This window comes from Streptomyces sp. NPDC047982 (assembly GCF_043204165.1).
Lineage (GTDB): Bacteria > Actinomycetota > Actinomycetes > Streptomycetales > Streptomycetaceae > Streptomyces.
In genome coordinates, this window is the sequence record NZ_JBIDBS010000001.1 from 131,383 (window position 1) to 155,375 (window position 23,993).

Sequence of the window (23,993 nt, forward strand, 5' to 3'; positions counted from 1 at the left end):
GGACCTGTGGAACCGTCCGGACGTGGGCGGCCCCGTGCGGACCTGTGTGGGCTCCTATGCCTTTCATCCGGGCGGACCCGCGCCGGCCACGCCCGGACCTGCCCGGCCCCGTCCACACCCGCCCGGACCCGACGATCTCAGAACAGTCCGTCCTGCACGGCACCGCCCCCGACGCCGGCCACCGGCACGCCGACCCCCGCACGCGCGTCGGCGTCCGTCAGCTCCCACCCGGTCATCAGCCGGGTGTCCAGCACCACGACCCCGTCCACCGCCGTCTCCAGGTGCAGGTCAGGACCGGCCGCCGCCACCAGCCGCCCCGCGACCGCACCCCCGTCCACCAGCTCGGTGACCGCGCACGTCACCTCGACCGCGCCGCCCAGCCCGAACAGCGCGGCATGGTCGACCACTTCGAACGGCAAGCGCTCCAGCGTCTCCGGCCACCCCGCCCCCTCCAGCGCCACGGCCCGCCCGTACAGCTCCGCCACCTCGGTCCGCCGTTCCCTCTCCCCCGGCAGCACCGCGCGCACGGCCCGCTTCGCGGCGTACGGGATCCGGTCCGGCACCCCGAGCGCCGACCGCAGCAGCTCCTCGGTCCGCCGCGCGGCCATCAACGGCCCCCGGCCCAGCCAGCTGAACACCAGGGCCCCCTGCTCCCGCAGCCGCGCCGCCTTCCGCTCCTCGGCGGTGATGCCGACCTTCACCATCCCGGGCCCGAACCAGGCGAGGTACACGCGGTACGTCCGGGGGTCGTCGGCGATGGTGTCGGCCGCCACCGAGTGCGCCCGGTCCAGCCGCGCACACTCCGGGCACCGTGCCCCCGTGCTCCTTCCCGGGACCACCGCCCCCACCGGACACGCGTGCCCGCGCGCGCCGATGCACCGTCGCAGCCCCACGGCCCGGAACCCGAGTTCCGTCCCGTACGCGAGCGCGCTCGCCCGCACCGTCCCGGCCCGGCACCAGCCGAGGGAGGGAGCGCCGTCCTCCGTCAGCCATCGCAACCCCGTGCACTGCCAGCCCATGGGTGAACTCCGGACGTTCGCGGACGATGAGAGATCCCGCGATGCTACCGGGCAGCGGATGACGAGAACCGGGTGAAGATCGGCCGCGACCGCCGCATCCTCCCGGCCTGGGTGGACGAGTGCGCCCAGGGCGTCACCACCGACGCCGAGGGGTGGGCTGCGTGACCGGCGAGCGCGGCAACGAAAGAAGGGTCCCAGGGGGACCTCCACCCGTACAAGAACGGCTACGCGGCCCGCGTCCGGGTCGCCAAGCCGGACGGGAAGCGGGCCAGAAGTACGCCTACGGCTCTCCTCCGCCCTTCACGGATCGCGATGACGAGGGAGGTCCGCCGAGGCAAGCGAGGAAAGCGAGGAAGAAGTACGCGGCGCGATCGGCAAGCGGTCCGACACGATGGGTGGCACCGCCTCACACGGTTGCTGCACTTCGCTGCTGTACGGACGACGCCAGAGGCCCCTTGGGCCTCTGGCGTAGGTGTAGCGCACCAGCCTCCACCCTCGTCGCGCGGGGGGACGGTCCGGGACCCATGGTCCACCATGGCGCAACGCCCTGCTGGAGGTCACTCGCGGTCCCTAGGAACGTTCGCCGTCTCCGGAAGAACGGCGGCCACGGCCGGTCCCACCGACGGTTTCATGGATGGGACCTTCTTTTCGGGGGTCCGCGTGGTGGGTCAGCACCTTCATGATCTCCGAGGCCAGCACTTCCGACAGAGCGGGCGCGAGAGCTTCTGCCAGTGCGGTCGCGAGGGTCTGCGCGAAAAGCACCCTTTCCAGTTCCGAGGAACGGGAGGGCGGCTGGGACAGGGACGCCACGGCCGCTTCCATCAGGGCTCCTGCCAGCGGGTCCTTTCCATGCTTGACGCCCATGCCGGTGTGGGGGATTCCGGCATCACGCACCATTTCATCGAAGATCTCGTCGATGAAAGTCTCCAGGGGATCCCGTTCCGATTGTCCGCCGGACTCAGCTGCCATTGTCGGTCCTCATGTCCTCATGTCCTCATGTCTCGTTTTCTCCATGGGACCCGCCCCCCGATTCCGGGCGACTGCAAGTACCGGGGGGCAGGGATGTCGCCGTTCTCGTTCAGCGGCACATCAGCGCAGCGAGCAGGAGGGGCTGCTCGATCAGCGAATCACCACGCTCCTCACCACGACGGCGCGCGAGCGCGGCGAGCAGAAGCGGATGCTCGATCACCGACTCCTCACCGCCCTCCTCACGGCGGCGGCGCATCAGCGCTGCCAGCAGGAGGGGGTGCTCGATCAGCGAATCACCACGCTCCTCACCACGACGGCGCGCGAGCGCGGCGAGCAGAAGCGGATGCTCGATCACCGACTCCTCACCACGCTCCCTACGACTCTGCATGAGCGCCGCGAGCAGAAGCGGGTGCCCGATGCCCGACCCCTCACCGCGCTCCTCACGACGACGGCGCGCGAGCGCGGCGAGCAGAAGCGGATGCTCGATCACCGACTCCTCACCACGCTCCTTACGACTCTGCATGAGCGCCGCGAGCAGAAGCGGGTGCCCGATGCCCGACTGCTCACCGCCCTCCTCACGGCGACGCGCGAGCGCGGCGAGGAGCAGCGGGTGCTCGATGATCGGTTCCTCACCACGCTCCTCGCGACGCGCCAGAAGCGCGGCCAGCAGGAGCGGTCCGAAGGCGGATTCCTCGCTCGGCTCTTCCTGGCCTGCCCCGGCCTTTTCTCGAGTGGGGGTCTCCGTCGTTGCCGTCATGGCTCTCTCTTTCTTCGACGCATGACTCGGCGGAGTGCTCGGCTGTCACACGCTCCGCGCTCCGCCCTTCAGCCTCATCGTCGAAGCGCGCGAAGCCGACCGCACTTCGATCATGTGTCAGATGGCTGCATGGTTCCCGATAACTCGCGGTATTCGAAAAATCGCGGTATTCGAAAACGATGGTTACGGCGCGCAGAAATGAGAGAAAAACACGGTTCCAGCCTGGCCACGCAGAGTGCGATGTCGTGGCGGCACCGGCCCGAAAAGGGCCGGCCGTTCCGCGCGACAGAGCACCGGAGTGCAGCGACCCACTACGACCGGACCCACCCACTCGCGGATCACCCGGCCGACCCACAGCGGTGCCCACCCAACACCGCACCCTCTCGGCCTTCCTGACGTACTGGCTCGACTCGATCGTGAAGCCCCATCTGGCCCCGCTGTCGTACATCTCGTACGAGGGATACGTGCGGCTCCACATCTCCCCGCACCTTGGCGCGAAGCGGCTGGACAAGCTCACCGTGCGAGATGTGCGGGAATGGCTCACCACGCTGGGAGCCCTCTGCCAGTGCTGCGCTGTCGGGGACTGCTGCGAGTCGTACCCGTCCCGTCGGGTGGTCCAGGGTGCCCGTGACGCGCTTCGGGCCGCGCTGACGCACGCGGTGGGCGAGGAGGAGATCAGCAAGAACGTCGCCTGGCTGGTGAAAGTCCCCAAGCCTCGCCGTCGCCGGATCAAGCCGTGGTCCGTCGCCGAAGCGGGCCGGTTCCTCGCGGACGCGGCCGATCGGGACGATCACCTCTTCGCGGCCTGGATGCTCGTGCTGTGCCTCGGGCTCCGTCGGGGTGAGGTGCTTGGGCTGACGTGGAAGTCGATCGACTTCGAGACCGGCGAACCGTACGTGGACCACCAGATCCAGCGAGCCGGACGGAAGCTTCTCCACCCGGAGACCAAGACCGAGGAGTCGGACGACTTCCTGCCCCTCCCCGCCGTCTGCCTCAAGGCTCAGCGGATGCGCCGCGCCCGGCAGACCGGGGATCGGAAGGCGGCCGGCGAACTGTGGCAGGACGACCGCGGTTGTCGGACGCGATGGGCGGCACCAGTTGACGCGGTTGCTGTACTTCGCTGCTGCACGCCCCTGAAACGCAAGAGGCCCCGGATCTCTCCGGGGCCTCTCACCTGTGTGCACTCGGCAGGATTCGAACCTGCAACCTTCTGATCCGTAGTCAGATGCTCTATCCGTTAAGCTACGAGTGCTTGTGCTTCCCGGGTTTTTCTTCCCGGTCGGCGTTGCGGGAACAACATTACATGACCTGCGCCGTAGCGCGAAATCCATTAGCCGCATCGCCTCTGACCTGCGAAAACGCCCCGTTCTGCGGTGCTCTGCGGGCGGGGCGCGCCCGTACGCGATCACGGTGGATCACGGATCCGTCCACCCCGGACCGCTCGCCGAACCACCCGCAGGACCGTTCGAGGACGGTCGAGGACGGTCGAGGGTGAGGGAGAGCATCCGGAGACCGCTGAGACGCCGAGGCCCCGGAAATACGATCGAAGCCCCGTGCCGTCGGCACGGGGCTTCGATGGTGAAAGCGGAGGCGGAGGGATTTGAACCCTCGATGGGGTTTAAGCCCCAAACCGCATTAGCAGTGCGGCGCCATAGACCGGACTAGGCGACGCCTCCAGTACACACCTCGCGCGAGCGCGAGTGGTGTATGCAGATGATGACACAGTTAAGCGTCGTGTCACCAATCGCTGCCTACGGTACTAGGCAGTCGGGCGCGAGGGCAAAGCGCCCCGGGGTGCGCAACGTCGTGGCGCGAGGCGCGTTAGTCGGGAGGGAGGCACCGGCCTCCTGTTCGCCGTTCTTCCGTTCGTCAGGCCGTTCTTCGAAGGTGCGCGAGAAAGCGCGCACCCTCGGAGGGCCCGAGCACAGGAGCCCGCCATGCTGCGCCGCCTCACTCTCACCGCCATCGTGTCCCTCGCCGTACTGTCCGCCGCCGCGCCGGGCGCCGCGGCGGCCTCCGGACCCCTCCCGCTCCTGCCACTGCCACAGGGCGAGGACGACGCCCGGACGCGGCTGACGGTGACGGTCTCGGAGGCGGGAGATCCCTCGGCCGAGGGCGTCTTCGAGCTGGAGTGCGCCCCCGCGGGCGGCGACCACCCGGCGGCGGAGCCGGCCTGCGACCGGCTGGCGGAGCTGGCGGACGAGGGCACGGACCCGTTCGCACCGGTGCCTCGGGGCGCGATGTGCACCCAGCAGTCCGGCGGTCCGGCCACCGCCCGGATCACCGGCACCTGGCGGGGGCGGCACGTCGACGCCGTCTTCAGCCGGGCCGACGGCTGCGAGATCTCCCGCTGGAACAACCTGCGGCCGGTGCTCCCCGGGATCCGGTGAACCACGCCCGGTCCGGCGCCCGGGGAGCGGTGCCGGACCGGCGCCCGGGGAGCGGTGCCGATCGTCCGGTCCGGCGCCCGGGGAGGGGCGTCCGGACCGCTCCCCCGCCGGGCGCCCCGCACGGTGTCGACGGGTCGGCGCGGCACACCGTGTCCACCGGACCTTGGTGAGAGCTCCTCCTCATCCGCCGCCCCGCGCTCCTCCCCTGCCTTTAGACTCCTTCCGTGACAGCACGCGGCCCGAGGGGCAAGATGGGGCCCGCTGTCGGCAAGGTGCGGTAACCAGGGAGGAAGCGTCTCGTGAGCAGCAGGCCGTCCCGAGGCACTGCTCGCCTCGCAGCCATACTCGATGCCCTCCCCGACGGGCTGCTGCTCGTCAACTGCAATGGCACGGTCGTCAACGCGAACACGATCGCCCTGGAAATGTTCGAGACTCCGGGCACCGCGCTCGTCGGGCGCGGACTTCTCGACCTGCTGCCGGAGTTCGACTCCCGTCTCATCCCCGGTTCGATGCGTCGGCCCGATTCCGCCGCCGACGACCGCGGTCGTACGAAGCCGACGCGGATGACCGCGCGCCGGACCGACGGCGCCGAGTACCCGGTCGAGGTCACCAGCGCCGGACTGGAGGACGGGCACGCCGCGTACAACGACTTCCAGGGCGGTTACGGCGGCGGCTACACCGGTGACGAACTCCTGATGATCGTCGTACGGGACCTGTCGGGGACCGTCGACACCGAGGCCGAGCTGGCCCGTTCGCAGCGGCAGACGGAGATGATCCTGCGGGCGGCGGCCGAGGGCGTCGTCGGGACGGACACGGACGGCCGGGTCGTCCTGGTCAACCCCGCCGCCGCGCAGATCCTCGGCTTCCGCGCCAGCGACCTGGGCGGCCGGGAGCTGCACACACTGGTCCTGCACTCGCGGGCGGACGGGGAGCCGTTCCCGTACGACGAGTCGCCGCTCGCCGACACCCTCCGGTCCGGGCGCAAGCACCGGGTGCGCGGACAGGTCCTGTGGTCCAAGAGCGGGGCGCGGGTCCCGGTCGACCTGACCACCGCACCGGTCCGGGACGGGGACCAGTTGGTCGGCGCGGTCATGACGTTCACGGACCGCAGGCCCTACGAGGAGCTCACCAAACGGCACGAGACCGAGGTCGCCGAACTGACCTCGCGCCATACCACCGAGGTCGCCGAGCTCACCGCGAACAGCACCGCCGAAGTCACGGAACTGACGGAACGGCACGAAGCGGAACTGGCCGACCGGGCCGAGCGGTACACGACCGAACTGGAACAGCAGGCCGAGCGGCTGGCGGCGCTGACCGCCCGGCACACCCAGCTCACCGCCGTGCTCGGCGGGGCGTTGCGCGGACCGCTGGAGGAACTGCGCGGCGAACTCTCCACGCTCGCCGCCGACCCGGCCGGCCAGCTGTGGCCGGAGGCCAACCAGATCCTGCATCACCTGGCAGCGGGCTACGCCCGTATGACCACGCTCGTCGACAACGTGCTCGGCTACCAGCGCCTGGACGCCGGTGAGGAGGAGCTGTCCAAGGCGAACGTGCTGCTCGACTCGGTCGTGACCGCCGGTATCGACGCGGCCGTCGAGCTGATCGGCCCCGGACGCGCCCAGTTCGCGGTGCACGCGCCGCCGATCGAGGCAGAGGTGGACGCGGCCCGGCTGGTGACCGCGCTCGCCCATCTGGTCGCGGACGTCGCCGGGGTCGACTCGACGGGCAAGGCACCGGTGGTACCTGGCGGCGGATACGTCGACTCGACGGTCGTCGTCGCCGCGGCACAGCGCGGTGAGGTCGTACGGATCGAGGTGCGCGGGCCGTACACCGGCGGCGACCCGGTGCACGAGCCGATCGTGCGCGGGATCGTGGCGGCGCACGGCGGCGTGTTGCAGACGCACGAGGTGCCGGGGATGAGCGGCAGCGCGTACGTGCTCGAAGTGCCGTTGGGCACCGGCTCGGGAACGGTGGTGGAGCGGTCGCCCGAGGCGGAGCCCGTGGCCGGGCCACCGCCCGTGCCGGGGACGGGGCCGGAAGCGGAGTCCGGCGCGGAGCCGGTACCGGCGTCGGGGCCGGGGGCCGCTCCGGCGGCGGGCCCGGCGACGGGCGCCGGTCAGGGCGCGCCGGGCAGCGGGCGGCGCCGGGCGCGCCGGTCGTCCACGGACGCGTTCCTGGAGAGCCCTGTGGGCGGTTCGGGGCCGGACGCCGACACGGGCGCCGGTTTTGGTGCCGCTCCCGGTTCCGCCGACGCGTCGGGGGAGACCGCGGCGCCCGCCCCGACCGGGCGGCGCCGGGCGCGCCGTGAGCCGACGGCCGAGGGCGTGCAGGAGACGCACGGCGGTCAGGGCGGTCACGGCGGTCCGCACGACATGATTCCCACCCAGCAGGCCGAGGGGTCCGGGCGCAGGCGCGGGCGGCCGAGTCCGGCCGAATCCGGCCAGTACCCGCTTCCCGCGCAGATGCCCCCGATGCCCCCACTACCCCCTCTTCCCCAGCAGGTCCCGGGGGACCGGGGCCCCGAGCAGGGGCTCCGGGAGCCCGTCGGCGGTCAGCAGGCGCCGGGACAGGCATTGGCCCTGCCCGCGGCGTCGGCTCCGGCCGAGGGCGCGCAGGGCGGCGGTGACCGTCCGCAGCTCGGCCGGACCGTGCCGCCCCAGGGCGTTCCGTCCGAGGCCCCGGTACCGGTGCCCCCCGGGGGTGCGCACCCGGCGCGCCCGGGCGGCGGGAACCAGCTGGCCCTGGCCTCGTCCCCGTCCCAGTCCCCGTCTTCCTCCGGGGCCGTTACCGCCCCCGCCCCCGTCGTCGGCGAGGCACCGGCCGTGGGTACGGGCTCACCGGCCGTCGGCGAGGGTGGCGTGCCCGTCCCGAAGCCGACCGGGCGCCGAGCCCGGCGGACCCTGGCCGCGACGCAGGAGCGGTCCGCGCAGGCCGATCCGGCGAGCCCCCGCACCGCGTTCGCCCTCCCTCCGGCCGACGCGGACCGGGGCGCGCCCCCGGCCGCCGGTGCGGACGCCTCCCTGCCGGGGGGCCACGACGGCGCGCGCCTCGCGCCGGACGACGACCACACACCGCCCCAGGCACACCCCCTGCCGACCGGCCGGCGCCGGGCGCGTCACGCCGACCCCCACCAACAGCCCGGCCAGGACGCCGGACACGGCGTTACGGAAGCCGGTCAAGGCCCCGTACGGCAGCCGGCACAGCCCGGGGATCTGACGGGGAGCGGCATCCCGGGGCAGGGCCCGGCCGGGCCGGGGGGCCCCGGCGAACCGTCCACCGATCAGCCCGGCATCCGGCCCGGCGACGCCCCGGGCCCGGCCTCGGCCGGTCACACCACGCGCGCCACCGGCTTCACGCCCGTGGCGGGCTCCCTCGACACCGACGCAGCCGACCCCGGCGGAACGGCGCCGGGCCGCCCGCACGACATCACCCGGGGGTCGGACGCGGGGAGGCAGCCGCTGCCCGGGGAGGCTCCGACGGCCGACCGTTCGTCGGACACGCACTTGTCGGACACGCAGGGGCGCGCTTTCAGCGTGCGGACGCTCGGCCAGGGTGTGCCGTTCGCCCAGCACCTCGCTCACCAGCCGCATCCGGCGGCCGGTGGCGCCGGACGGCGCCGTAAGCTCGCCACCCCGCCGGAGGAGGAGCGCACCCCACCGCCCTCGGCCCCGCAGCCCACGTCTCCCCGGTCCGCGTCCGCTCAGCCCGCCGCGTCCGGGCCCGGCGCCGCGCAGGGGCCGGTCGCGGCGCCTCCCCAGGGGCAGCCGTCCCAGGGGCAGCCTCCCCAGCGCCACGGGGCTCACGCGGGGCATGGCGCTCACGCGGCACACGCTGCCCACGGGGGGCACGGTCAGGTGCTCGCGCCCCCGGAGGCCGAGGGGCGCGCGTACGCCATAGGGGCGCCCGACGAGGGCGCCGAGGGACCGGAGCCGCTGGACGGACCGGGGGGCGCGGTGGAGGTCGCCAACCGCCCGACGCCGCCGCCGGTCGACGACGAACTGCCCCCGGAGCCGCTGGACAACCCGCGCCGGCTGCTCGTCTGGCCCGCGCCCGACGTCGCCACCCAGCAGGCACTGAGCGACCGCGGCTACCGGCCGGTGATCGTGCATTCGCGCGAGGAGATCGACGCCCAGATCGCGGCGTTCCCGGCCGCGCTGTTCGTCGACCCGCTCACCGGGCCCATCACCCGCAAGGCGCTCCAGTCGCTGCGCCAGGCAGCGGTGGCGGCCGAGGTACCGGTGCTGGTGACGGCGGGCCTGGGCCAGGCTTCACGGGAGGCGGCGTACGGCGCCGACCCGGCCGTGCTCCTGAAGGCGCTCGCCCCGCGCGACAGCGAGCAGCACCCGCCGCGGGTGCTGCTGATCGAGGAGCACGAGGAGATCGCGCTGGCGTTGGCGGAGACGCTGGAGCGGCGCGGCATGCAGGTGGGGCGGGCCGCCACGGACAACGAGGCGGTGACGCTCGCCGGCCGGATGCGGCCCAACCTGGTGGTGATGGACCTGATGCAGGTGCGCCGCCACCGGGCCGGGATCATCGACTGGCTGCGCGCCAACGGCCAGTTGAACCGGACCCCGTTGGTCGTTTACACCTCCGCCGACATGACGGGCTGGGACCTGCCGAAGCTCAGCACGGGCGAGAACGTCCTCTTCCTGGCCGAGCGGTCCACGAGCGACGAGGTGCAGTCGCGGATCGTCGACCTGCTCGCCAAGATCGGTACCAACTGAGGATCGGTACCACGGGCACCGGCGGGGGGGGGGGGGGGGGGGGCGCGGCCCGCCGCCCCCCGCGGGGGGGGGGGGGGGGGGGCCGCCGGCCCCCCCCCCCCCCCCCCCCCCCGCGGGCCGCCGCCGGGGGGGGCCCCCCCCCCCCCCCCCGGGGCGCCGGCGCGCCCCCCCCCCCCCCCCCCCCCCCCCCCCCCCCCGGGGCCGCCGCCCCCCCCCCCCCCCCCCCCCCCCGCTCTGCTCCCCGTCGGCCGGACGGATCAGAGGTGGGTGATGCCCAGCTCACCCTCCGCGTACTGCTTGCGGATCACCTTCTTGTCGAACTTCCCGACGCTGGTCTTCGGCACCTCCGGAATGACCGTCCAGCGCTCCGGCAGCTGCCACTTGGCGATGCCGGACTCGGTGAGGAAGTCCCGCAGCGCCTCGTAGTCGGCGTCGGCGCCGTCCCTGAGCACGACCGTCGCGAGCGGGCGCTCGCCCCACTTGTCGTCGGGCACGGCGACGACCGCCGCCTCGGCCACGGCCGGGTGTGCCATGAGTGCGTTCTCCAGCGAGACGCTCGAAATCCACTCGCCCCCGGACTTGATGACGTCCTTGGCCCGGTCGGTGAGGGTGAGGAACCCGTCCGGGCTGATCACGCCGACATCGCCGGTCTTCAGCCAGCCGTCCTCGCTGAACTTGTCCTCGGGGCGCAGGTCCTCGCCGTCCGCGCCCCCGTAGTACGCCCCGGCGATCCAGGGACCACGCACCTCCAGCTCACCGGCCGACGTGTTGTCCCACGGCAGGTGCGCGCCGTCGGGGCCGACCAGACGCGCCTCGACACCGGCAGGGAAACGGCCCTGGGTGACACGGTAGGGCCACTCCTGCTCCTCGGTCAGCCCGGCGGGCGGGATGGCCATGGTGCCGAGCGGCGAGGTCTCCGTCATGCCCCAGGCGTGGCAGACGCGGACGCCGATCTTGTCGTACGCCTCCATGAGGGACGGCGGACAGGCGGCGCCGCCGATGGTGACGCGGGCCATGGAGGTGAGGTCACGGGGATTGGCGGTGACCTCGGCGATCAGCCCCTGCCAGATGGTGGGGACGGCGGCGGCGTGCGTCGGCCGCTCGCTCTCGATCATGTCGGCGAGCGGTACGGGCTGCAGGAACCGGTCCGGCATGAGCATGTTGACGCCGGACATGAACGCCGCGTGCGGCAGCCCCCAGGCCAGTACATGGAACTGAGGAACCACCACCAGCGTCGTGTCCTTGTCGGTCAGGCTCATCGACTCGGCCATGTTGACCTGCATGGAGTGCAGGTAGATGGAGCGGTGGGAATAGACGACGCCCTTGGGGTCGCCGGTGGTGCCGGAGGTGTAGCACATGGCGGCGGCCTGGCGTTCGTCGATCTCGGGCCAGTCGTAGGTGGTCGGACGGCCGGCGATCAGCTCTTCGTACTCGTGTACCCGGGGCCGCGCACCGTCGAGGAGGGAACGGTCCCCCGGCCCGGTGACGATCACGTGCTCGACCGACGCCAGTCGCGGCAGGACCGGCGCGAGCAGGGGCAGCAAGGAGCCGTTGACGATGACGACCTTGTCGTCGGCGTGCTCGACGATCCAGATCAGCTGTTCGGCGGGGAGCCGGAGGTTGAGCGTGTGAAGCACCGCGCCCATCGAGGGGACCGCGAGGTACGCCTCGACGTGCTCCGTGTTGTTCCACATGAGGCTGGCTATGCGCTGGTCGCCCTCGACACCGACTTCGTCGCGCAGGGCGTGCGCGAGCTGTGCGGCCCGCCGGCCGATCTCGGCGAAGCTGCGCCGCTGCGGCTCTGGTTCGCCGGTCCAGGTCGTGACCTGGGACTTCCCATGAATGGTCATCCCGTGTTCGAGGATGCGGGTCACAGTCAGCGGTACGTCCTGCATGGTGCTCAGCACGGCGTCCTCCCGGTGGGCGCTACGCGGCAGTAGGGTTCCGCCGATTCTGCGCGCATACCAGTTGGTATGTCACTAGTTCCGAGGTCACCAGTTTTCACGGCCGCGGGCTTCGAACTCGGCGAACCAGGGGGTATCGGGCCTGCGCCGACGCGTCAGGGCCACCGGACCGGAGATACCGGACCAGGCACGCCCCGGGGACACCGGACCGGAGTCATCGGACGGGGCCCACCATGGGGACACCGGACCGGAGCCACCAGTCCGGGGACTTGCCCGACCGGACCCACCAGTCCGGGGACACCGGACCGGACTCACCAGCCAGTCCGGGGACTTACCGGACCGGGGTCAGCTCCGGGTCCTCCCTGAGCTTGCCGAGAGCCCGCGACACCGCGCTCTTCACCGTGCCGACGGACACGCCGAGCACCTCGGCCGTCTGAGCCTCGCTCAGGTCCTCGTAGTACCGCAGGACGACCATGGCCCGCTGCCGGTCCGGCAGCTTCAGCACCGCGCGCCACATCGCGTCGTGCAGCGTCTGGTGCTCCGCCGGATCGGGGGTGCCCGGGGCCTCCTGCTCGGGCAGCTCGTCGCAGGCGAACTCCTCGACCTTGCGCTTGCGCCACTGCGAGGTACGGGTGTTGAGAAGGGCCCGGCGGACGTAGCCGTCGAGCGCCCGGTGGTCCTCTATTCGCTCCCACGCGACATAGGTCTTGGTGAGCGCGGTCTGCAGCAGGTCCTCGGCGTCGCTCGGGTTCGCGGTGAGCGAGCGGGCGGCGCGCAACAGTACGGGCCCCCGCGCCCGTACGAACGAGGAGAACGACGGATACGGCGCGTACTGGGCCCGCGAGGCGTGTGGTGCGTGCACAGCGCGCGACGTGTGCGCGGCGCATGAGCCGTGCGGGATGTGTCCCGTGACGGCGGTTCCCCCAGAGGTACCCGTGCGGACTGACGTGGTCATGGCTCCACGCTAGGAGCGGGCGCCGTTCCGGGGATCGGCCCCAGGTCCCGAAAGGGCGTCCCCCTCAGGGTGTAGGGGTGGGGCCTGCTCCACCTCCTGAAGGTGGAGCAGGCGTCACGGGGGCTCAGGGTCACCCACAGCCCCGGCAGCCCACGAGCGATCAACCGGGCACATGCGGTCATACGGGCACGCGTGGCCGACCGGGCGTGCGCGGCCCTCCAGGCATGCGTCGCCTGCCGGGCATGCGCGGTCCCATGAACGCGAGCCGTCGGTCGGAGGTGCGCGGCCCTCCAGGCATGCGTCGCCGGCGGCCGGGCATGCGCGGTCCCACGCGAGCGAGTAATCGGCCGGAAGCATGCGGCCCCATGGGTCCTGCCACAGCCGCCCAGCGGTCCGGGCTCCTCGGGGCTCACCAGGGCTTCTCGGTGCCGGGCCGGGCGCCGGATCTCACCGGGGCTCACCCGTCGGCGGTCAGGACGAGTCCGGACGTGGGTACGCCGGTGCCCGCCGTGACCAGGGCGGTCGCCGCTCCGGCCACCTGGTTCACCGACGAGCCGCGGATCTGCCGGACCGCCTCGGCGATGCCGTTCATCCCGTGCAGATACGCCTCCCCGAGCTGGCCGCCGTGCGTGTTCAGGGGCAGCGCGTCGGCGGCGACGAAGTCGGCGGCCTCGCCCGGTCCGCAGAACCCGAACTCCTCCAGTTGCATCAGCACGAACGGCGTGAAGTGGTCGTAGAGGATGCCCACGTCGATGCCGGCCGGAGAGAGCCCGGAGTTCCGCCAGAGCTGCCGGGCGACCACCGCCGTCTCGGGCAGCCCCGTCAGATCGTCACGGTAGAAGCTGGTCATCTGTTCCTGTGCCCGGCCCGCTCCCTGGGCTGCGGCGGCGATGAGGGCTGGGGGCCGGGGCAGGTCCCGGGCGCGCTCCGCGCTGGTGACCACGATCGCCTGTCCGCCGTCGGTCTCCTGACAGCAGTCGAGCAGCCGAAGGGGTTCGACAATCCAGCGCGACGCGGCATGGTCGGCCAGGGTGATCGGTTTCCCATAGAAGTAGGCCGCCGGGTTACGGGCGGCATGGCGCCGGTCGGTGACCGCGACATGGCCGAAGGCGTCCGGGGTCAGCCCGTAGGCGTGCAGGTAGCGCTGGGCGGCCATGGCGACCCAGGAGGCGGGCGTGAGCAGCCCGAACGGGAGGTTCCAGCCGAGCGCGGCGCCCTCGGCGGTGGGCTCGCGGTGCTGCACCCCGGAGCCGAACCTGCGCCCGGAGCGCTCGTTGAACGCCCGGTAGCAGACCACGACCTCGGCCACCCCGCTCGCCACGGCCATCGCCGCCTGCTGGACGGTGGCGCAGGCGGCCCCGCCCCCGTAGTGCACGCGGGAGAAGAACGACAGCTCACCGATCCCGGCCGCCTGGGCGACGGTGATCTCCGGGCTGGTGTCCATGGTGAAGGTGACCAGGCCATCCACATCGGCGGGGGTCAGCCCGGCGTCGTCGAGTGCGGCCCGCACCGCTTCGACGGCCAGTTTGAGCTCGCTGCGCCCGGAGTCCTTGGAGAACTCGGTCGCCCCGATGCCCACGATCGCCGCCCTGCCGCCGAGCGAGTCGGCCCCTCGCAGGCTCATGCCACCGCTCCTTCCCCCGCGTCGGGAGGGCCGGCGGTGGCCGAGGCGCCCGTGCCGCCGACAGGCGCGGTGCCGGAGCCGACGGTGCTGGTGCTGGTGCTGGTGCTGGTGCTGGTGCTGGTGCTGGCAGTCATGGTGCCGGAGTCGGCGGTCTCGGTGCCGGTGCCGACGGTCACGGTGCCGGTGACATGCCTGCCGAGGCCGTTGGTCCCGACGATCGACACCTCGGCCGTGCCGTCGCCACCGAGTGCGGTGACGGTGCCGCTGAGCACCATGGTGTCCCCGGGGTAATTGGGAGCGCCCAGTCTGATGGCGACCTTGCGCAGCACGGTGGACGGGCCGAGGCGGTCGGTGACGTACCTGCCGACCAGGCCGTTGGTCGTCAGGATGTTCATGAAGATGTCCGCAGACCCCTTCTCCCGGGCGAGTTCCGCGTCGTGGTGCACGTCCTGGTAGTCGCGGGAGGCGATGGCGCCCGCCACGATCAGGGTGCGAGTCACCTCGATCTCCATCGGTTCCAGCTCTTCACCGGCCTTCATGCCTTCATCCCTTCACCAGTCTTCATCCCTTCACCGGTCTTCATCCCTTGACCGCTCCTCGCTCCAGCCTCTCCTCCGTAGCTGACGCGCATACCGGTTCTTCCGTCGGCGCCAGCAGTTCGCCGAGTTCCTGAAGCACTTCACTGCCGCAGCCCAGATGGGCGTCGAGCTGTCGGCCCCAAAGGAAGTGCCGGTGCACGGGGTGGTCGAGGTCGGCCCCCGTCCCGCCGTGCAGATGCTGTCCGGCGTGCACCACCCGTTTCCCCGCCTCCGACGCCCACCACGCGGCGGTGAGTGCCTGGGGCCCGTACGCCAGGCCCGTGTCGCGGCGCCACGCGGCCTCGTACGCAGTGACCCGTATCGCCTCGGTGTCCATGTGGGCGTCGGCGGCGCGCATCAGCACCGCCTGTTTGGTGGAGAGCGGGCGCCCGAACTGCTCGCGGGTGTTCGTGTGGGCGACGGCCAGGGCCAGCGAACCGGCGCACACGCCGGCCTGCAGCCCAGCGAACGCGATCCGGCTCACGGCCAGGACCTCCTCGTACGCCTGCACACCCTCATGCGCCCGCCCTTCTTCGTGCGCCCGCACGGTCGGCCCGTGCGCCCGTTCCTCCCCGTACGCCCGCGGCACCGACCCGTCCGTCCGCGGCAGCGACCCGTACGCGCGTATCGGCTCGTGCGTCCCTGCGCCACCGAGTCGCTCCCCGGGCGCCCCGTCCAGGACGAGCCGTGCCGCCGACCACGGCGCCGTGGTCTCCACGGGCTCCGTCACCACACCCGGGCCGTCGGTCCGTACGATCCACAGTCGGCGCTCCGCGTCCGCGACCAGGACCAGGGACGCGTCCCGCAGCCACGGCACGTACGGCACCGCGCCGCTCAGCCGCCCCTCGCCATCCGCCCGGACCCCGCCGCGCGCGGGGAACGCCCCGGCCGCGATCTCCGTACCGTCCCGCAGCGCGGGCAACAGCCGCTCCCGCTGTTCGTCCGTACCGTGCTCGGTGACGGCGAGCAGCCCGTACACGCAGCTCGATGCGAACGGCACCTGAGCCGTCACCCGGCCCTGCTCCTCCAGCAGGAGCACCAGGCCCAGCAGCCCGATCTCCTCCACCGCCGCGGCCAGTCCGGCCGCGCACAGTTCCTTCCACAGCTCGGTGTCGGTGCCCGTGCCAACCGCGACCAGGCGTTCGTGCGTCGACAGGTCCCGGAAGATCCGCGCCGCCAGCCCCTGCGCCGCCGCCTGCTCGTCCGTGGGGGTGAAGTCCATGTCAGCCCTCGCCCCCACGAAAGACCGGAAGCACCAACTCGGGGTCCGTACGGAGGAATTCGAGCCGCACCGGCATTCCCGTCCGCACCTTGTCGTACGGCACTCCGACGACGTTGCTGACCATCCGCACCCCCTCCGCGAGTTCGATCAGCGCCACCGCGTACGGCCCTCCCTCCCCGGAACCGCTGAAGGCGGGGAAGGGCGGGTGGTGCATCACCACATGGCTGAAAACGGTGCCCTCGCCGCTCGCCTCGACCGTGTCCCATTCCTGGCACCCGCACGCGTTGCAACCGGGCAGCCAGGGGAAGCGCGGCCTCCGGCAGGCGGTGCACCGCTGAATCAGCAGTTTGTGCTCGGCGACGCCCTGCCAGAACCCGGCGTTGTCGCGGTTGACCACCGGCCTCGGGCGCGGACGCCGACCACTGCGGCCCGCCGCCGCCCGGCCCACCCGCTCCCGCTCCCGCTCGCGCCCGTGCTCCCGCTCCCTCGGCCCGTGCTCCCTCTGCCCCCGCTCCGCCGTCCGCTGTTCCGCCGGGCGCCGCTCCCCCGCCGCCGGTGCGTACTTCAGGATCCGGAACCGGTGCGTCCCGGCCTGCTCCCCGCGTACGCGTACGTCCATCCGCGTTGTCACGAAGTGCCCCGTACCCAGCCGGGTCGTCTTGCGCTCCGAGACCGACTCGATGAGCGCGTCGAAGGTGATCCGGTCCCCGGGCCGGAGCGGACGCAGGTATTCCTGCTCGCAATCGGTCGCGACCACGGAGGTGTACCCGGCGCCGTCGAGCAGGCCGAGCAGTTCCTCGTACGCCCGGGAACGGCCGGTGTGCCCCGACAGGCCGCCCATCGTCCACGCCTGGAGCATCGTCGGCGGAGCGATCGCCTCCGGGCCGGTGTAGGCGGGGTTCGTGTCGCCCATCGCCTCGCACCAGTGCCTGATCATCGGTGCGTTGACCGGGTCCTTGCCGACGCCCGCGGTCGCGGCGGGCCTCCCCTCGTACTCCCTGAGCCGCGCGTACAACGCGTCCTCTTCCTCCGGCCCTTGCTTCTCCTGCCGCGTACGGGTCACCGCTTGCCCCTCTTCATGCCGAGCCGCATGGTCGCGACGATCTCCCGCTGCACCTCGCTCACCCCGCCCCCGAAGGTGTTGATCTGCGCGGCCCTGTTCATCCGCTCCAGCTCGCCGTCCCCGAAGCAGCCGGGCGACCCACCCCGCAGGGTGCCGGCCTCCCCGACGACCTCCTGGCAGATCCGGTACACCTCCACGGCGCTCTCGGTCCCCGCGAACTTCACGCCGCTCGCCTCACCGGGCGCGAGCGAACCCGCACCGACGTCCCCCACCAGCCGCCAGTTGAGCAGCCGGGTCGCCGCCAGCCGCGCGTACGCCTCGGCCAGCCGGGCCCGTACCCACGGCTCATCGGCCGGGCGCCGGCCCGTCACCGGATCGGGGGTACGGGCGAAGGCGAGGGCCGCGTCGTAGAAGTCCTCGGCCTGCATCCCGATCGCGGCGAGGGCCACCCGCTCGTGGTTCAACTGGTTGGTGATCAGCCCCCAGCCGCCGTTCTCCTCACCGACCAGATGACCGGCGGGCACCCGTATCCCGTCGTAGTAGGTGGCCGTCGTGGTCAGCCCGCCCACGGTCTCGATCGGTGTCCAGGAGAAACCCGGGGCGTCCGTCGGCACCAGGATGATCGAGATGCCCCGGTGCTTAGGCGCCTCCGGGTCGGTACGGCAGGCCAGCCAGATCCAGTCCGCGTTCTGCGCGTTGCTGGTGAAGATCTTCTGCCCGTCGATCAACCAGTGGCCGCCGTCCCGTACGGCCCTGGTGCGCAGGGCCGCGAGATCCGTCCCTGCCTCCGGCTCGCTGTAGCCGATGGCGAAGACGAGTTCGCCGCTGAGGATCCGGGGCAGGAAGTACGCCTTCTGCTCCTCGGTGCCGTACTTCATCAACGTGGGGCCGACCGTGTTGAGGGTGACCATCGAGACGGGCGCGCCCGCCCGGTACGCCTCGTCGAAGAAGACGAACTGCTCGTCGGGGCCGCGGCCCTGGCCGCCGTACTCGACGGGCCAGCCCAGTCCGAGTATTCCGTCAGCGCCGATCCGACGCAGCAGTCGCCGCTGTTCGCCCGGATCGTCGACGCCGGTCCCCGGCGTGACGCCCCTGTTCGGCATCGACGCGGCGAAATAGGCACGGAGTTCGGCACGCAACTGCCGCTGCCGCTCCGTCTGGGCAAGATGCACGACGGCTGCCTCCCGGGCACGGGCGTACGGATCGGGTCGAGGGTCGAGGTCGGGGTCAGTACGGGGTTCACGGGTAACCCGGTTTCTGACTGTCCGTCAGATCTGGGACTGCTGTCAAGGCGCGCGACCACCGCGACCGCCCCACCACCGCCACCACGGCGGTACGGCGGCGAGATTGGCTGTATTTGGTCTCTCGCCGAGCACACGAAGGGCGTACCTATGGGTTCCCGCGCGGGAGCGGTGCCGCCCGGGAACCCATAGGTACCCGCGCGGGAGCGGTGCCGCGTCCGACCACGGAACCTCCGGTACACCCAAGCGGCTCACGGAAGTTCAGAGCGTGTTTTCGATCCCGGGTTTTGAGTAGCTTTGTGTTTTAGGTTGGCTGGGTGTCCGAGGACGCTGAGCAGACTGCGGAGCGCGCGTGCGAGGGGTGTGGGAGTCGGCTGAGGCCGAGTGCTCCGCCTCGGGCGAGGTTCTGCTGTTGTGATCTTAGGATTTCCGGTCTGACTCTCGATCGAGAGGCGGGCTGGGAGCGCAGCTTGCGGGCCCGTTGTAGGTGGAAGCGGGCTGGATCGGTCAGGGGGTCCTTCGCTTCATGGTCATTCTGAGGTCCCGCGGCCTGAGCGTCAGACGCGCCCGGGGTTCCGGCCGGTTTCCGGGCGCGGCCGTCCAGTGCCATCGGTTGGCGACGGTGGCGATGGTGAGGACGGCCTCGGTGTAGGCGAAGCGGTCGCCGATGCACTTTCGGGCGCCGATACCGAACGGGACGTAGGCGTCGCGCTGGCTGGTGCTCGGTCGGCTCGGTTCCCAGCGGGCGGGGTCGAACCGTTCGGGATCGGGATGCGCGCTGGGCTCGTAGTGGAGGAAGTGGTTACTGAAGGCGATCTGGGTTCCCGCGGGAATCGCGTGGCCCGCGAGCCGCGTGTCCTGCGTCGTGACCCTCGTCATGAACCATTGCGGGGGACGGAGGCGCAGTGTTTCGTCCAGCACCTGCTGGGTGTAGGGGAGCTGGTCGATGTCCTGGTACGTGGCGGGGCGTCCGGCCAGGACCGCGTCCACCTCGTGCTGGAGACGGGTGTGGATCTGGGGGTGGCGGGAGAGGAGGTCGAACGTCCAGCTGAGGGTGCCGGCGGTGGTCTCGATGCCGGCGGCGAAGAAAGTGATGACCTGGTTTGCGACTTCGGTGTCGGACAGTCCTTGCCCGTCGGATTCCTGGTCGCGGGCGGCCAGAAGCATGGACAGCATGTCGCCGCCTGGGGTGGCTTCGGCGTGCTTGTTCTGGATGAGTGTGTGCAGGGTGCGGTGAAGGCTTTTTGTGGCTGTGTGGTAGCTGCGGTTGCCGGGAAGGGGGAGCCGGTTGAATGCGGGTGGCGATATCGACCGCCGGAACACTCCGTTGAGGATGGCGTCCAGGTCGGTGGTGGCCCGGGAGAGGCTCGCCTCGTCGAGCGAGCTTCCGAGGACCGCGCTGATCAGTACGCCGGAGGTGAGCTTGGCCATCTCGGCACTCACGTCGATGGCCTGGCCGTCCTGCCAGGAGTCGCTGACAGCGAGGATGCGAGCTGTCATGTCCGTGGCGTAGCTCTGCAGGCGGGCGGGGTGGAAGGCCGGCTGGACCAGGCGCCGCTGCCTTTTGTGGTGGCTGTATGGGCACGAGAGCAGGTTGTCGTCCGCGACGTCGTTGATCCGCTCGAAGAAGATTCCGCCCTTGTCGAAGAGCCGGCTGTCGAAGATGACCTGGCGGGTCAGCTCGGGGGTGCACACCATGACGGCCGCATGGGGGCCGATGCGGATGCGCACGACGTCGCCGTGGGCGGGGAGTGAGCGCAGGAAGCTCAGGGGGTCCCGCAGGATTTGGATGCCGTGACCGAAAATCGGAAGGGAGCCGGGGGCCTGAGCGATGGCGTCCATGGGGTGGCGTTCCTTTCAGTGAAGGGGTGGGCTGGGTACTCCTGGGGTTCCCCCCTGGGCGGGAGTGGGTGACTAGCTGGTCAGGGTGGGTTGACGTGGTTTCAGGTTCACTTGCCTGGTCGGCGTAGTGCTTCTCCTCGTACTCGATCGGGCTGAGGTGGCCGAGCCTGCGGCGGGGGTTGTAGAAGCCGGGGTGAGCCGTAGATTCCGCCGGACTCGTCGTGGGTCTGCCGGATGCCCGTCAGCTCGGCGTCCCGGCGGCGCCGTTCACACGGCTCGGTCTCGGCCTGGCGCCACCGGTAGTAGGTGGAGGAGGGGATGTTCAGTTCCCGGAGTACGGGCTCGACCCCCAGGTGCGGGTGCACATCGACGAGCGCGGTCACCTGGGCCGGGTCGGGTCGAGCTGGGCCGCGAAAAGGCCGAGGCCGTCCGCAGGACCTCATTCGCACGCTTGAGCTGGGCATTCTCCTTCCGCAGAGCGGCCAGCTCTTCACGCTCGGCGGTGGTGAGGATGTCGCCTCGCTCGCTGGTATCGGCCTCGGCCTGATGGATCCAGTTGCGCAGAGCCTCACGGTGCACGTCGAGTTCCTCGGCCATACGGCGGATCACGGACTTCGGCTCGGAAGCGCGGTACATCCGCACCGCACTACTCACGCAACCCCAGCAGGTACTTCCTCGGCGCAGGCATCGTCAGAGCTCCTCTCGTGACTCCTATCTGACCTGTTGTCACCTCTCCCCGCATCTCGGGGGAAGCTCAGGTGCCGTCAGGTGCTGGCCGACGCGGATTTCCTCGGCCAGCTGGGAGTGGCCCCTTTCCGTGCGAGGCGCCTGGTCATGAGGGTGATGGCCGCCCAGGTGATCAGGGTCTCGGAGTGCTGGACGAGCCGTTCGTAGTCCCTTGCGTGGCGGCGTGCGTGCATCATCCACGCAAGACTGCGTTCGACGACCCGGCGGCGGGGCAGCACGACGAAACCGGATGCGTCTTTGGGGCGGCTGACAGGCTTGATCGTGAGGTTGAGGTGCTGTCTCGCCCAGTCGACGAGCTTTCCGGCGTAGGCGGTGTCGGCCCACACGATCGTGATCTCGGGGCGCATCAGGCGGAGACGGAAGAGGACCTCCTTCGCGGCTGCGGCGTCGTGAAGGTCGGCGGGTATGACCATCGGCCGTCGAGGAGGTGGGCCATGCGCGGGGCGTCGTAGCCGGCGTCGAACACGACCAGGATGTCGCGGTCGCCGACGTGCCAGCGGCCCATCTCGATCAAGTCGGTGACCACCCGGCGGACCTGGACGGCGGTGATCTCGGCTACGTCGTCGGCGGGTCCGAGACGCACGGCGTCCAGGAGTTGGCACCAGGACGTCCGGCCCGATTCGAGAGCGGCGACGAACGAGTACGGCCAGCCGGGTATGAACTGGTCCGAGGCCCGTCCGCTGCGGCCGTAGACGTGGCAGAACAAACGCTCCGCGCTGGTCGGGGCGTCGGGACGGAGCCAGTTGCTGACGTCGACCGCCAGGACCAGGCACCCGTCGGCGGCCTGCGGCATAGGCAGGCCCGCCAGCACCTGCCGCAGCCGGGGCACATCCACACTCCCGCGGTTCAGGGCGTCGTACAGAGCACCGTGCCCGCGCCGGTGCTCAGCCACCAGCGTCAGGTCCACCGGCGTCCTCACCGGCCCGTCCGCACACAGCAACGCGTCGGCGAGCTGGAACAGCTCGTCCCCCCGCGCGGTCAGGCAGTCGAATAAGTCCTCCCGGAAGCGTGACGCTTTCGCGAACGCCTCCCCGGGACTGGCATCAGGCAGCAGACTCACCTACACAGCCTTCGTCTTGATCGGTGCACCTTGGTCGGGGCACATGATCAGACGAAGGCCGCCTCAGCGTCCGGCGAATACCCAGGTCAGTGACCCAGTTCGAGAATCATTTCGACGAACAGGCCCACATCCCAGGCCGACACGCTGTCTTGTCTTCGCTGAGGTCTGGGAACGACGCCGTCGAGTGTGAGTGATCAGTCTCCCTGAGACCAGGCGGCCCTCGGCAGCGACAGGTAGACACCGAAATCGACGAGCCCGGTTGCGGCGCGGATGTCCGCGTGCAGCGCATCCACGCGCTCTTGGCGGTTGGCTTCCCTGCTGGTGGACCACTTCGACTTGATCTCGATCACCACCGTCAGGCCGCTACGGTCCAGCGGGCTCAGCGGCCGGAAGCGGATCTCGACATCCCCGGGTTGCAGCTCGCCGTCGTACGGCTCCTCGGGGCACTCCACAGCCAGGGACACCAGGTGTGGCAGCACCGAGCCGAGTTCACGTAACTGGGACTCAGGGACCGTGGGCGCATAGGTCACTTCGACAAGCGGCATCCTCGACACCCTAGACGGAGACCAGGCCAAACTGGCAGCCAGAGAAGACCCTGATCACTCTACAAAGGCCGAAAGGTTAAAGGACAAGCTCAGGAAACACCAGGAACTCAGGGAAGCCGGAGAAGCCGGAGAAGCCGGAGACCAAGCCCATCCGGTGAGTCGGTAAGCAGCGAATCAGGAAAACCAACCAGGCAACCAGGCATCCAGGGAACTCACGGGACTCAGGGAGCTCATGGACAACTCACGGACCGCGGGACCCCCACTGCCGCCCGTACCACCGGCACCCCCGCCCGGAAACGGCGTCGAACTGAAGGTGGGCAAACGGCTGCTGTGGGTGGGAGAGGCGGCCTATCCGGTACACAACATCACCCGGGTCCACACCTTCGAACTCCGGCCCAAGCGCATGGAAGCCTTCGTGAGCTTCCTGAAATGGCTCGCCGCCACGTTCGTGGTGTTCGTCCTGCTTCAACTGGCCAACGAGAACGGGTCGTCCGGCTACGCCGACTCGAACGAACCGGCCGACGGGGTGTGGGTCGTCGCCATAGGGGTCGCGATCGGCCTGGTCGTGCGCCTGGTGAAGGACCTGTCCGCACCATCCGAGCACGTGCTGGCCATCGAGACCTCCAGCAGCTCCAGCGCGCTGGTCACCCTGCCCGACCCGAACCAGCTCCGCCGACTGGTCCAGTACCTCGTCAACGCCATAGAGAATCCGGAGGCCGAGTTCCAGGTACGCGTGGAGCGTGTGCTGGTCAATCCGAAGAACTACCACTTCGGTGACAACGTGAACATGTACGGCGGAATGTTCAACACGGGGGTGAGCAAGTGAGCAACGGCAGCTCCTACCACTACGGCGACAACATCCACGGCGACAACGTCACCATGTACGGCGGTACGGGCAACACGGGCATCGTCAAGCAACAGTCCCCGGCCCTGCCGGAGGCGATCGGAGAACTGGTACGGCTCCTTCAGGAACTGCGCGGTGAACTCGCCCCCGCGAGCGCGCAGGTCATCGACGACTCCCTGCCCGCGATCACCTCCGGCACGAGCGCCCCGCAGGAACGGCACCGCGCTCTGATCGCCGTGGCCACCATCGCCTCGACCGTCGGAGCGCTCGGCCAGCCGGTCGCCGACGCCGTCGACAAGGTCCTGGGACTGCTGGGAGCCTGACAGGGGCGACGCCGTCGTCCGCGACGGGCCACGGTCGGATACGACACCCGCTGGCCACAACGACCTTCCTGACAGCCGGAGTCCGGACGGCCGAACCGCCGAGCCGTCTCTCCGGCATGACGAAAGCCCGGAACCCGGCACCTCTCCGAGGACGCTCTGCGATGCTGGAGTCCGATCGAGAGGGGC

The 23,993-nt window shown here is 70.9% G+C and carries 16 protein-coding genes, 2 tRNA genes and 4 pseudogenes; 5 read left to right on the forward strand and 17 right to left on the reverse strand.

Annotated features, from left to right (window positions below; genetic code table 11):
- Positions 1–137: 137 nt before the first annotated feature.
- The 3 genes from ACGF2V_RS00575 to ACGF2V_RS00585 form a co-directional block, all read right to left on the reverse strand.
- Positions 138–1,019: a DUF2797 domain-containing protein gene (locus tag ACGF2V_RS00575; protein WP_362705796.1), complete on the reverse strand. Its 882-nt coding sequence runs from the start codon at positions 1,017–1,019 to the stop codon at positions 138–140.
- A 570-nt stretch (positions 1,020–1,589) separates the two neighbouring features.
- On the reverse strand, positions 1,590–1,988 hold the full coding sequence (locus tag ACGF2V_RS00580) for a hypothetical protein (protein ID WP_362619791.1): 399 nt from the start codon (positions 1,986–1,988) through the stop codon (positions 1,590–1,592).
- A gap of 109 nt (positions 1,989–2,097) precedes the next feature.
- On the reverse strand, positions 2,098–2,745 hold the full coding sequence (locus ACGF2V_RS00585) for a hypothetical protein (protein ID WP_362705793.1): 648 nt from the start codon (positions 2,743–2,745) through the stop codon (positions 2,098–2,100).
- Positions 2,746–3,104: 359 nt separating this feature from the next.
- Between ACGF2V_RS00585 and ACGF2V_RS00590 the strand changes: the two are divergent.
- Positions 3,105–3,848, forward strand: a pseudogene (locus tag ACGF2V_RS00590) (site-specific integrase); the annotation flags it as partial.
- A gap of 76 nt (positions 3,849–3,924) precedes the next feature.
- Here the strand turns inward: ACGF2V_RS00590 and ACGF2V_RS00595 are convergent.
- Both ACGF2V_RS00595 and ACGF2V_RS00600 read right to left on the reverse strand, forming a co-directional pair.
- Positions 3,925–3,997 (reverse strand) — tRNA-Arg (locus ACGF2V_RS00595).
- 333 nt (positions 3,998–4,330) lie between these two features.
- A tRNA-Ser gene (locus tag ACGF2V_RS00600) sits at positions 4,331–4,421 on the reverse strand.
- Positions 4,422–4,682: 261 nt separating this feature from the next.
- On the opposite strand from ACGF2V_RS00600, the gene ACGF2V_RS00605 reads away from it, so the two are divergent.
- Together ACGF2V_RS00605 and ACGF2V_RS00610 are read left to right on the forward strand one after the other, a co-directional pair.
- A complete protein-coding gene (locus ACGF2V_RS00605) occupies positions 4,683–5,135 on the forward strand; it encodes an SSI family serine proteinase inhibitor (protein WP_362619788.1) in 453 nt (150 codons plus the stop codon).
- Positions 5,136–5,434: 299 nt separating this feature from the next.
- Positions 5,435–9,859, forward strand: a complete 4,425-nt coding sequence (locus ACGF2V_RS00610; RefSeq protein WP_362705791.1) for a PAS domain-containing protein — start codon at positions 5,435–5,437, stop codon at positions 9,857–9,859.
- A gap of 257 nt (positions 9,860–10,116) precedes the next feature.
- Here the strand turns inward: ACGF2V_RS00610 and ACGF2V_RS00615 are convergent, their stop codons facing one another.
- The 12 genes and pseudogenes from ACGF2V_RS00615 to ACGF2V_RS00670 form a co-directional block, all read right to left on the reverse strand.
- Complete coding sequence (locus ACGF2V_RS00615) at positions 10,117–11,766, reverse strand: long-chain fatty acid--CoA ligase (RefSeq protein ID WP_362619786.1); 1,650 nt, start codon at positions 11,764–11,766, stop codon at positions 10,117–10,119.
- Positions 11,767–12,094: 328 nt separating this feature from the next.
- A complete protein-coding gene (locus ACGF2V_RS00620; protein ID WP_362619785.1) occupies positions 12,095–12,718 on the reverse strand; it encodes a SigE family RNA polymerase sigma factor in 624 nt (207 codons plus the stop codon).
- Between the two features lie 457 nt (positions 12,719–13,175).
- Positions 13,176–14,342 (reverse strand): lipid-transfer protein, encoded by a 1,167-nt coding sequence (locus ACGF2V_RS00625; RefSeq protein WP_362619783.1) that lies wholly within the window; start codon positions 14,340–14,342, stop codon positions 13,176–13,178.
- Between the two features lie 146 nt (positions 14,343–14,488).
- Positions 14,489–14,881, reverse strand: a pseudogene (locus ACGF2V_RS00630) (MaoC family dehydratase); the annotation flags it as partial.
- Between the two features lie 40 nt (positions 14,882–14,921).
- Entirely contained in the window at positions 14,922–16,142 is a 1,221-nt protein-coding gene (locus tag ACGF2V_RS00635) for an acyl-CoA dehydrogenase family protein (RefSeq protein WP_362619782.1), read from the reverse strand.
- Between the two features lies 1 nt (position 16,143).
- Positions 16,144–17,205 carry an OB-fold domain-containing protein gene (locus ACGF2V_RS00640; RefSeq protein WP_362619780.1) on the reverse strand — a complete coding sequence of 354 codons (1,062 nt, stop codon included), beginning with the start codon at positions 17,203–17,205 and terminating at the stop codon, positions 16,144–16,146.
- Entirely contained in the window at positions 17,202–18,377 is a 1,176-nt protein-coding gene (locus ACGF2V_RS00645; protein WP_362619778.1) for an acyl-CoA dehydrogenase family protein, read from the reverse strand. Before ACGF2V_RS00645 ends, ACGF2V_RS00640 begins: the two co-directional genes overlap by 4 nt.
- Positions 18,378–18,953: 576 nt before the next feature.
- Positions 18,954–20,288 carry a cytochrome P450 gene (locus ACGF2V_RS00650; RefSeq protein WP_362619776.1) on the reverse strand — a complete coding sequence of 445 codons (1,335 nt, stop codon included), beginning with the start codon at positions 20,286–20,288 and terminating at the stop codon, positions 18,954–18,956.
- A 267-nt stretch (positions 20,289–20,555) separates the two neighbouring features.
- On the reverse strand, positions 20,556–20,924 hold the full coding sequence (locus ACGF2V_RS00655) for a transposase (protein WP_362619774.1): 369 nt from the start codon (positions 20,922–20,924) through the stop codon (positions 20,556–20,558).
- Between the two features lie 149 nt (positions 20,925–21,073).
- Positions 21,074–21,460: pseudogene (locus tag ACGF2V_RS00660) on the reverse strand (transposase); the annotation flags it as partial.
- A pseudogene (locus tag ACGF2V_RS00665) lies at positions 21,451–22,095 on the reverse strand (transposase); the annotation flags it as partial. The pseudogenes ACGF2V_RS00660 and ACGF2V_RS00665, both read right to left, overlap by 10 nt.
- Before the next feature lie 194 nt (positions 22,096–22,289).
- Positions 22,290–22,640 carry a hypothetical protein gene (locus tag ACGF2V_RS00670; RefSeq protein WP_073783723.1) on the reverse strand — a complete coding sequence of 117 codons (351 nt, stop codon included), beginning with the start codon at positions 22,638–22,640 and terminating at the stop codon, positions 22,290–22,292.
- Between the two features lie 232 nt (positions 22,641–22,872).
- Between ACGF2V_RS00670 and ACGF2V_RS00675 the strand changes: the two genes are divergently transcribed.
- Positions 22,873–23,466 (forward strand): DUF6232 family protein, encoded by a 594-nt coding sequence (locus ACGF2V_RS00675; protein ID WP_362619771.1) that lies wholly within the window; start codon positions 22,873–22,875, stop codon positions 23,464–23,466.
- Positions 23,463–23,807 (forward strand): hypothetical protein, encoded by a 345-nt coding sequence (locus ACGF2V_RS00680; RefSeq protein ID WP_362619770.1) that lies wholly within the window; start codon positions 23,463–23,465, stop codon positions 23,805–23,807. The genes ACGF2V_RS00675 and ACGF2V_RS00680 overlap by 4 nt, the downstream gene beginning before the upstream one ends.
- Positions 23,808–23,993 lie beyond the last annotated feature (186 nt).

What these genes read in the sequence shown, in the direction of transcription:
- ACGF2V_RS00620 (WP_362619785.1), bottom strand. Translation starts at nt 12,718, where the DNA reads ATGACCACGTCAGTCCGCACGGGTACCTCTGGGGGAACCGCCGTCACG.
- ACGF2V_RS00650 (WP_362619776.1), bottom strand. Translation starts at nt 20,288, where the DNA reads ATGGACGCCATCGCTCAGGCCCCCGGCTCCCTTCCGATTTTCGGTCAC.
- ACGF2V_RS00635 (WP_362619782.1), bottom strand. Translation starts at nt 16,142, where the DNA reads ATGGACTTCACCCCCACGGACGAGCAGGCGGCGGCGCAGGGGCTGGCG.
- ACGF2V_RS00670 (WP_073783723.1), bottom strand. Translation starts at nt 22,640, where the DNA reads ATGCCGCTTGTCGAAGTGACCTATGCGCCCACGGTCCCTGAGTCCCAG.
- ACGF2V_RS00585 (WP_362705793.1), bottom strand. Translation starts at nt 2,745, where the DNA reads ATGACGGCAACGACGGAGACCCCCACTCGAGAAAAGGCCGGGGCAGGC.
- ACGF2V_RS00605 (WP_362619788.1), top strand. Translation starts at nt 4,683, where the DNA reads ATGCTGCGCCGCCTCACTCTCACCGCCATCGTGTCCCTCGCCGTACTG.
- ACGF2V_RS00675 (WP_362619771.1), top strand. Translation starts at nt 22,873, where the DNA reads ATGGACAACTCACGGACCGCGGGACCCCCACTGCCGCCCGTACCACCG.
- ACGF2V_RS00575 (WP_362705796.1), bottom strand. Translation starts at nt 1,019, where the DNA reads ATGGGCTGGCAGTGCACGGGGTTGCGATGGCTGACGGAGGACGGCGCT.
- ACGF2V_RS00625 (WP_362619783.1), bottom strand. Translation starts at nt 14,342, where the DNA reads ATGAGCCTGCGAGGGGCCGACTCGCTCGGCGGCAGGGCGGCGATCGTG.
- ACGF2V_RS00580 (WP_362619791.1), bottom strand. Translation starts at nt 1,988, where the DNA reads ATGGCAGCTGAGTCCGGCGGACAATCGGAACGGGATCCCCTGGAGACT.
- ACGF2V_RS00655 (WP_362619774.1), bottom strand. Translation starts at nt 20,924, where the DNA reads ATGTACCGCGCTTCCGAGCCGAAGTCCGTGATCCGCCGTATGGCCGAG.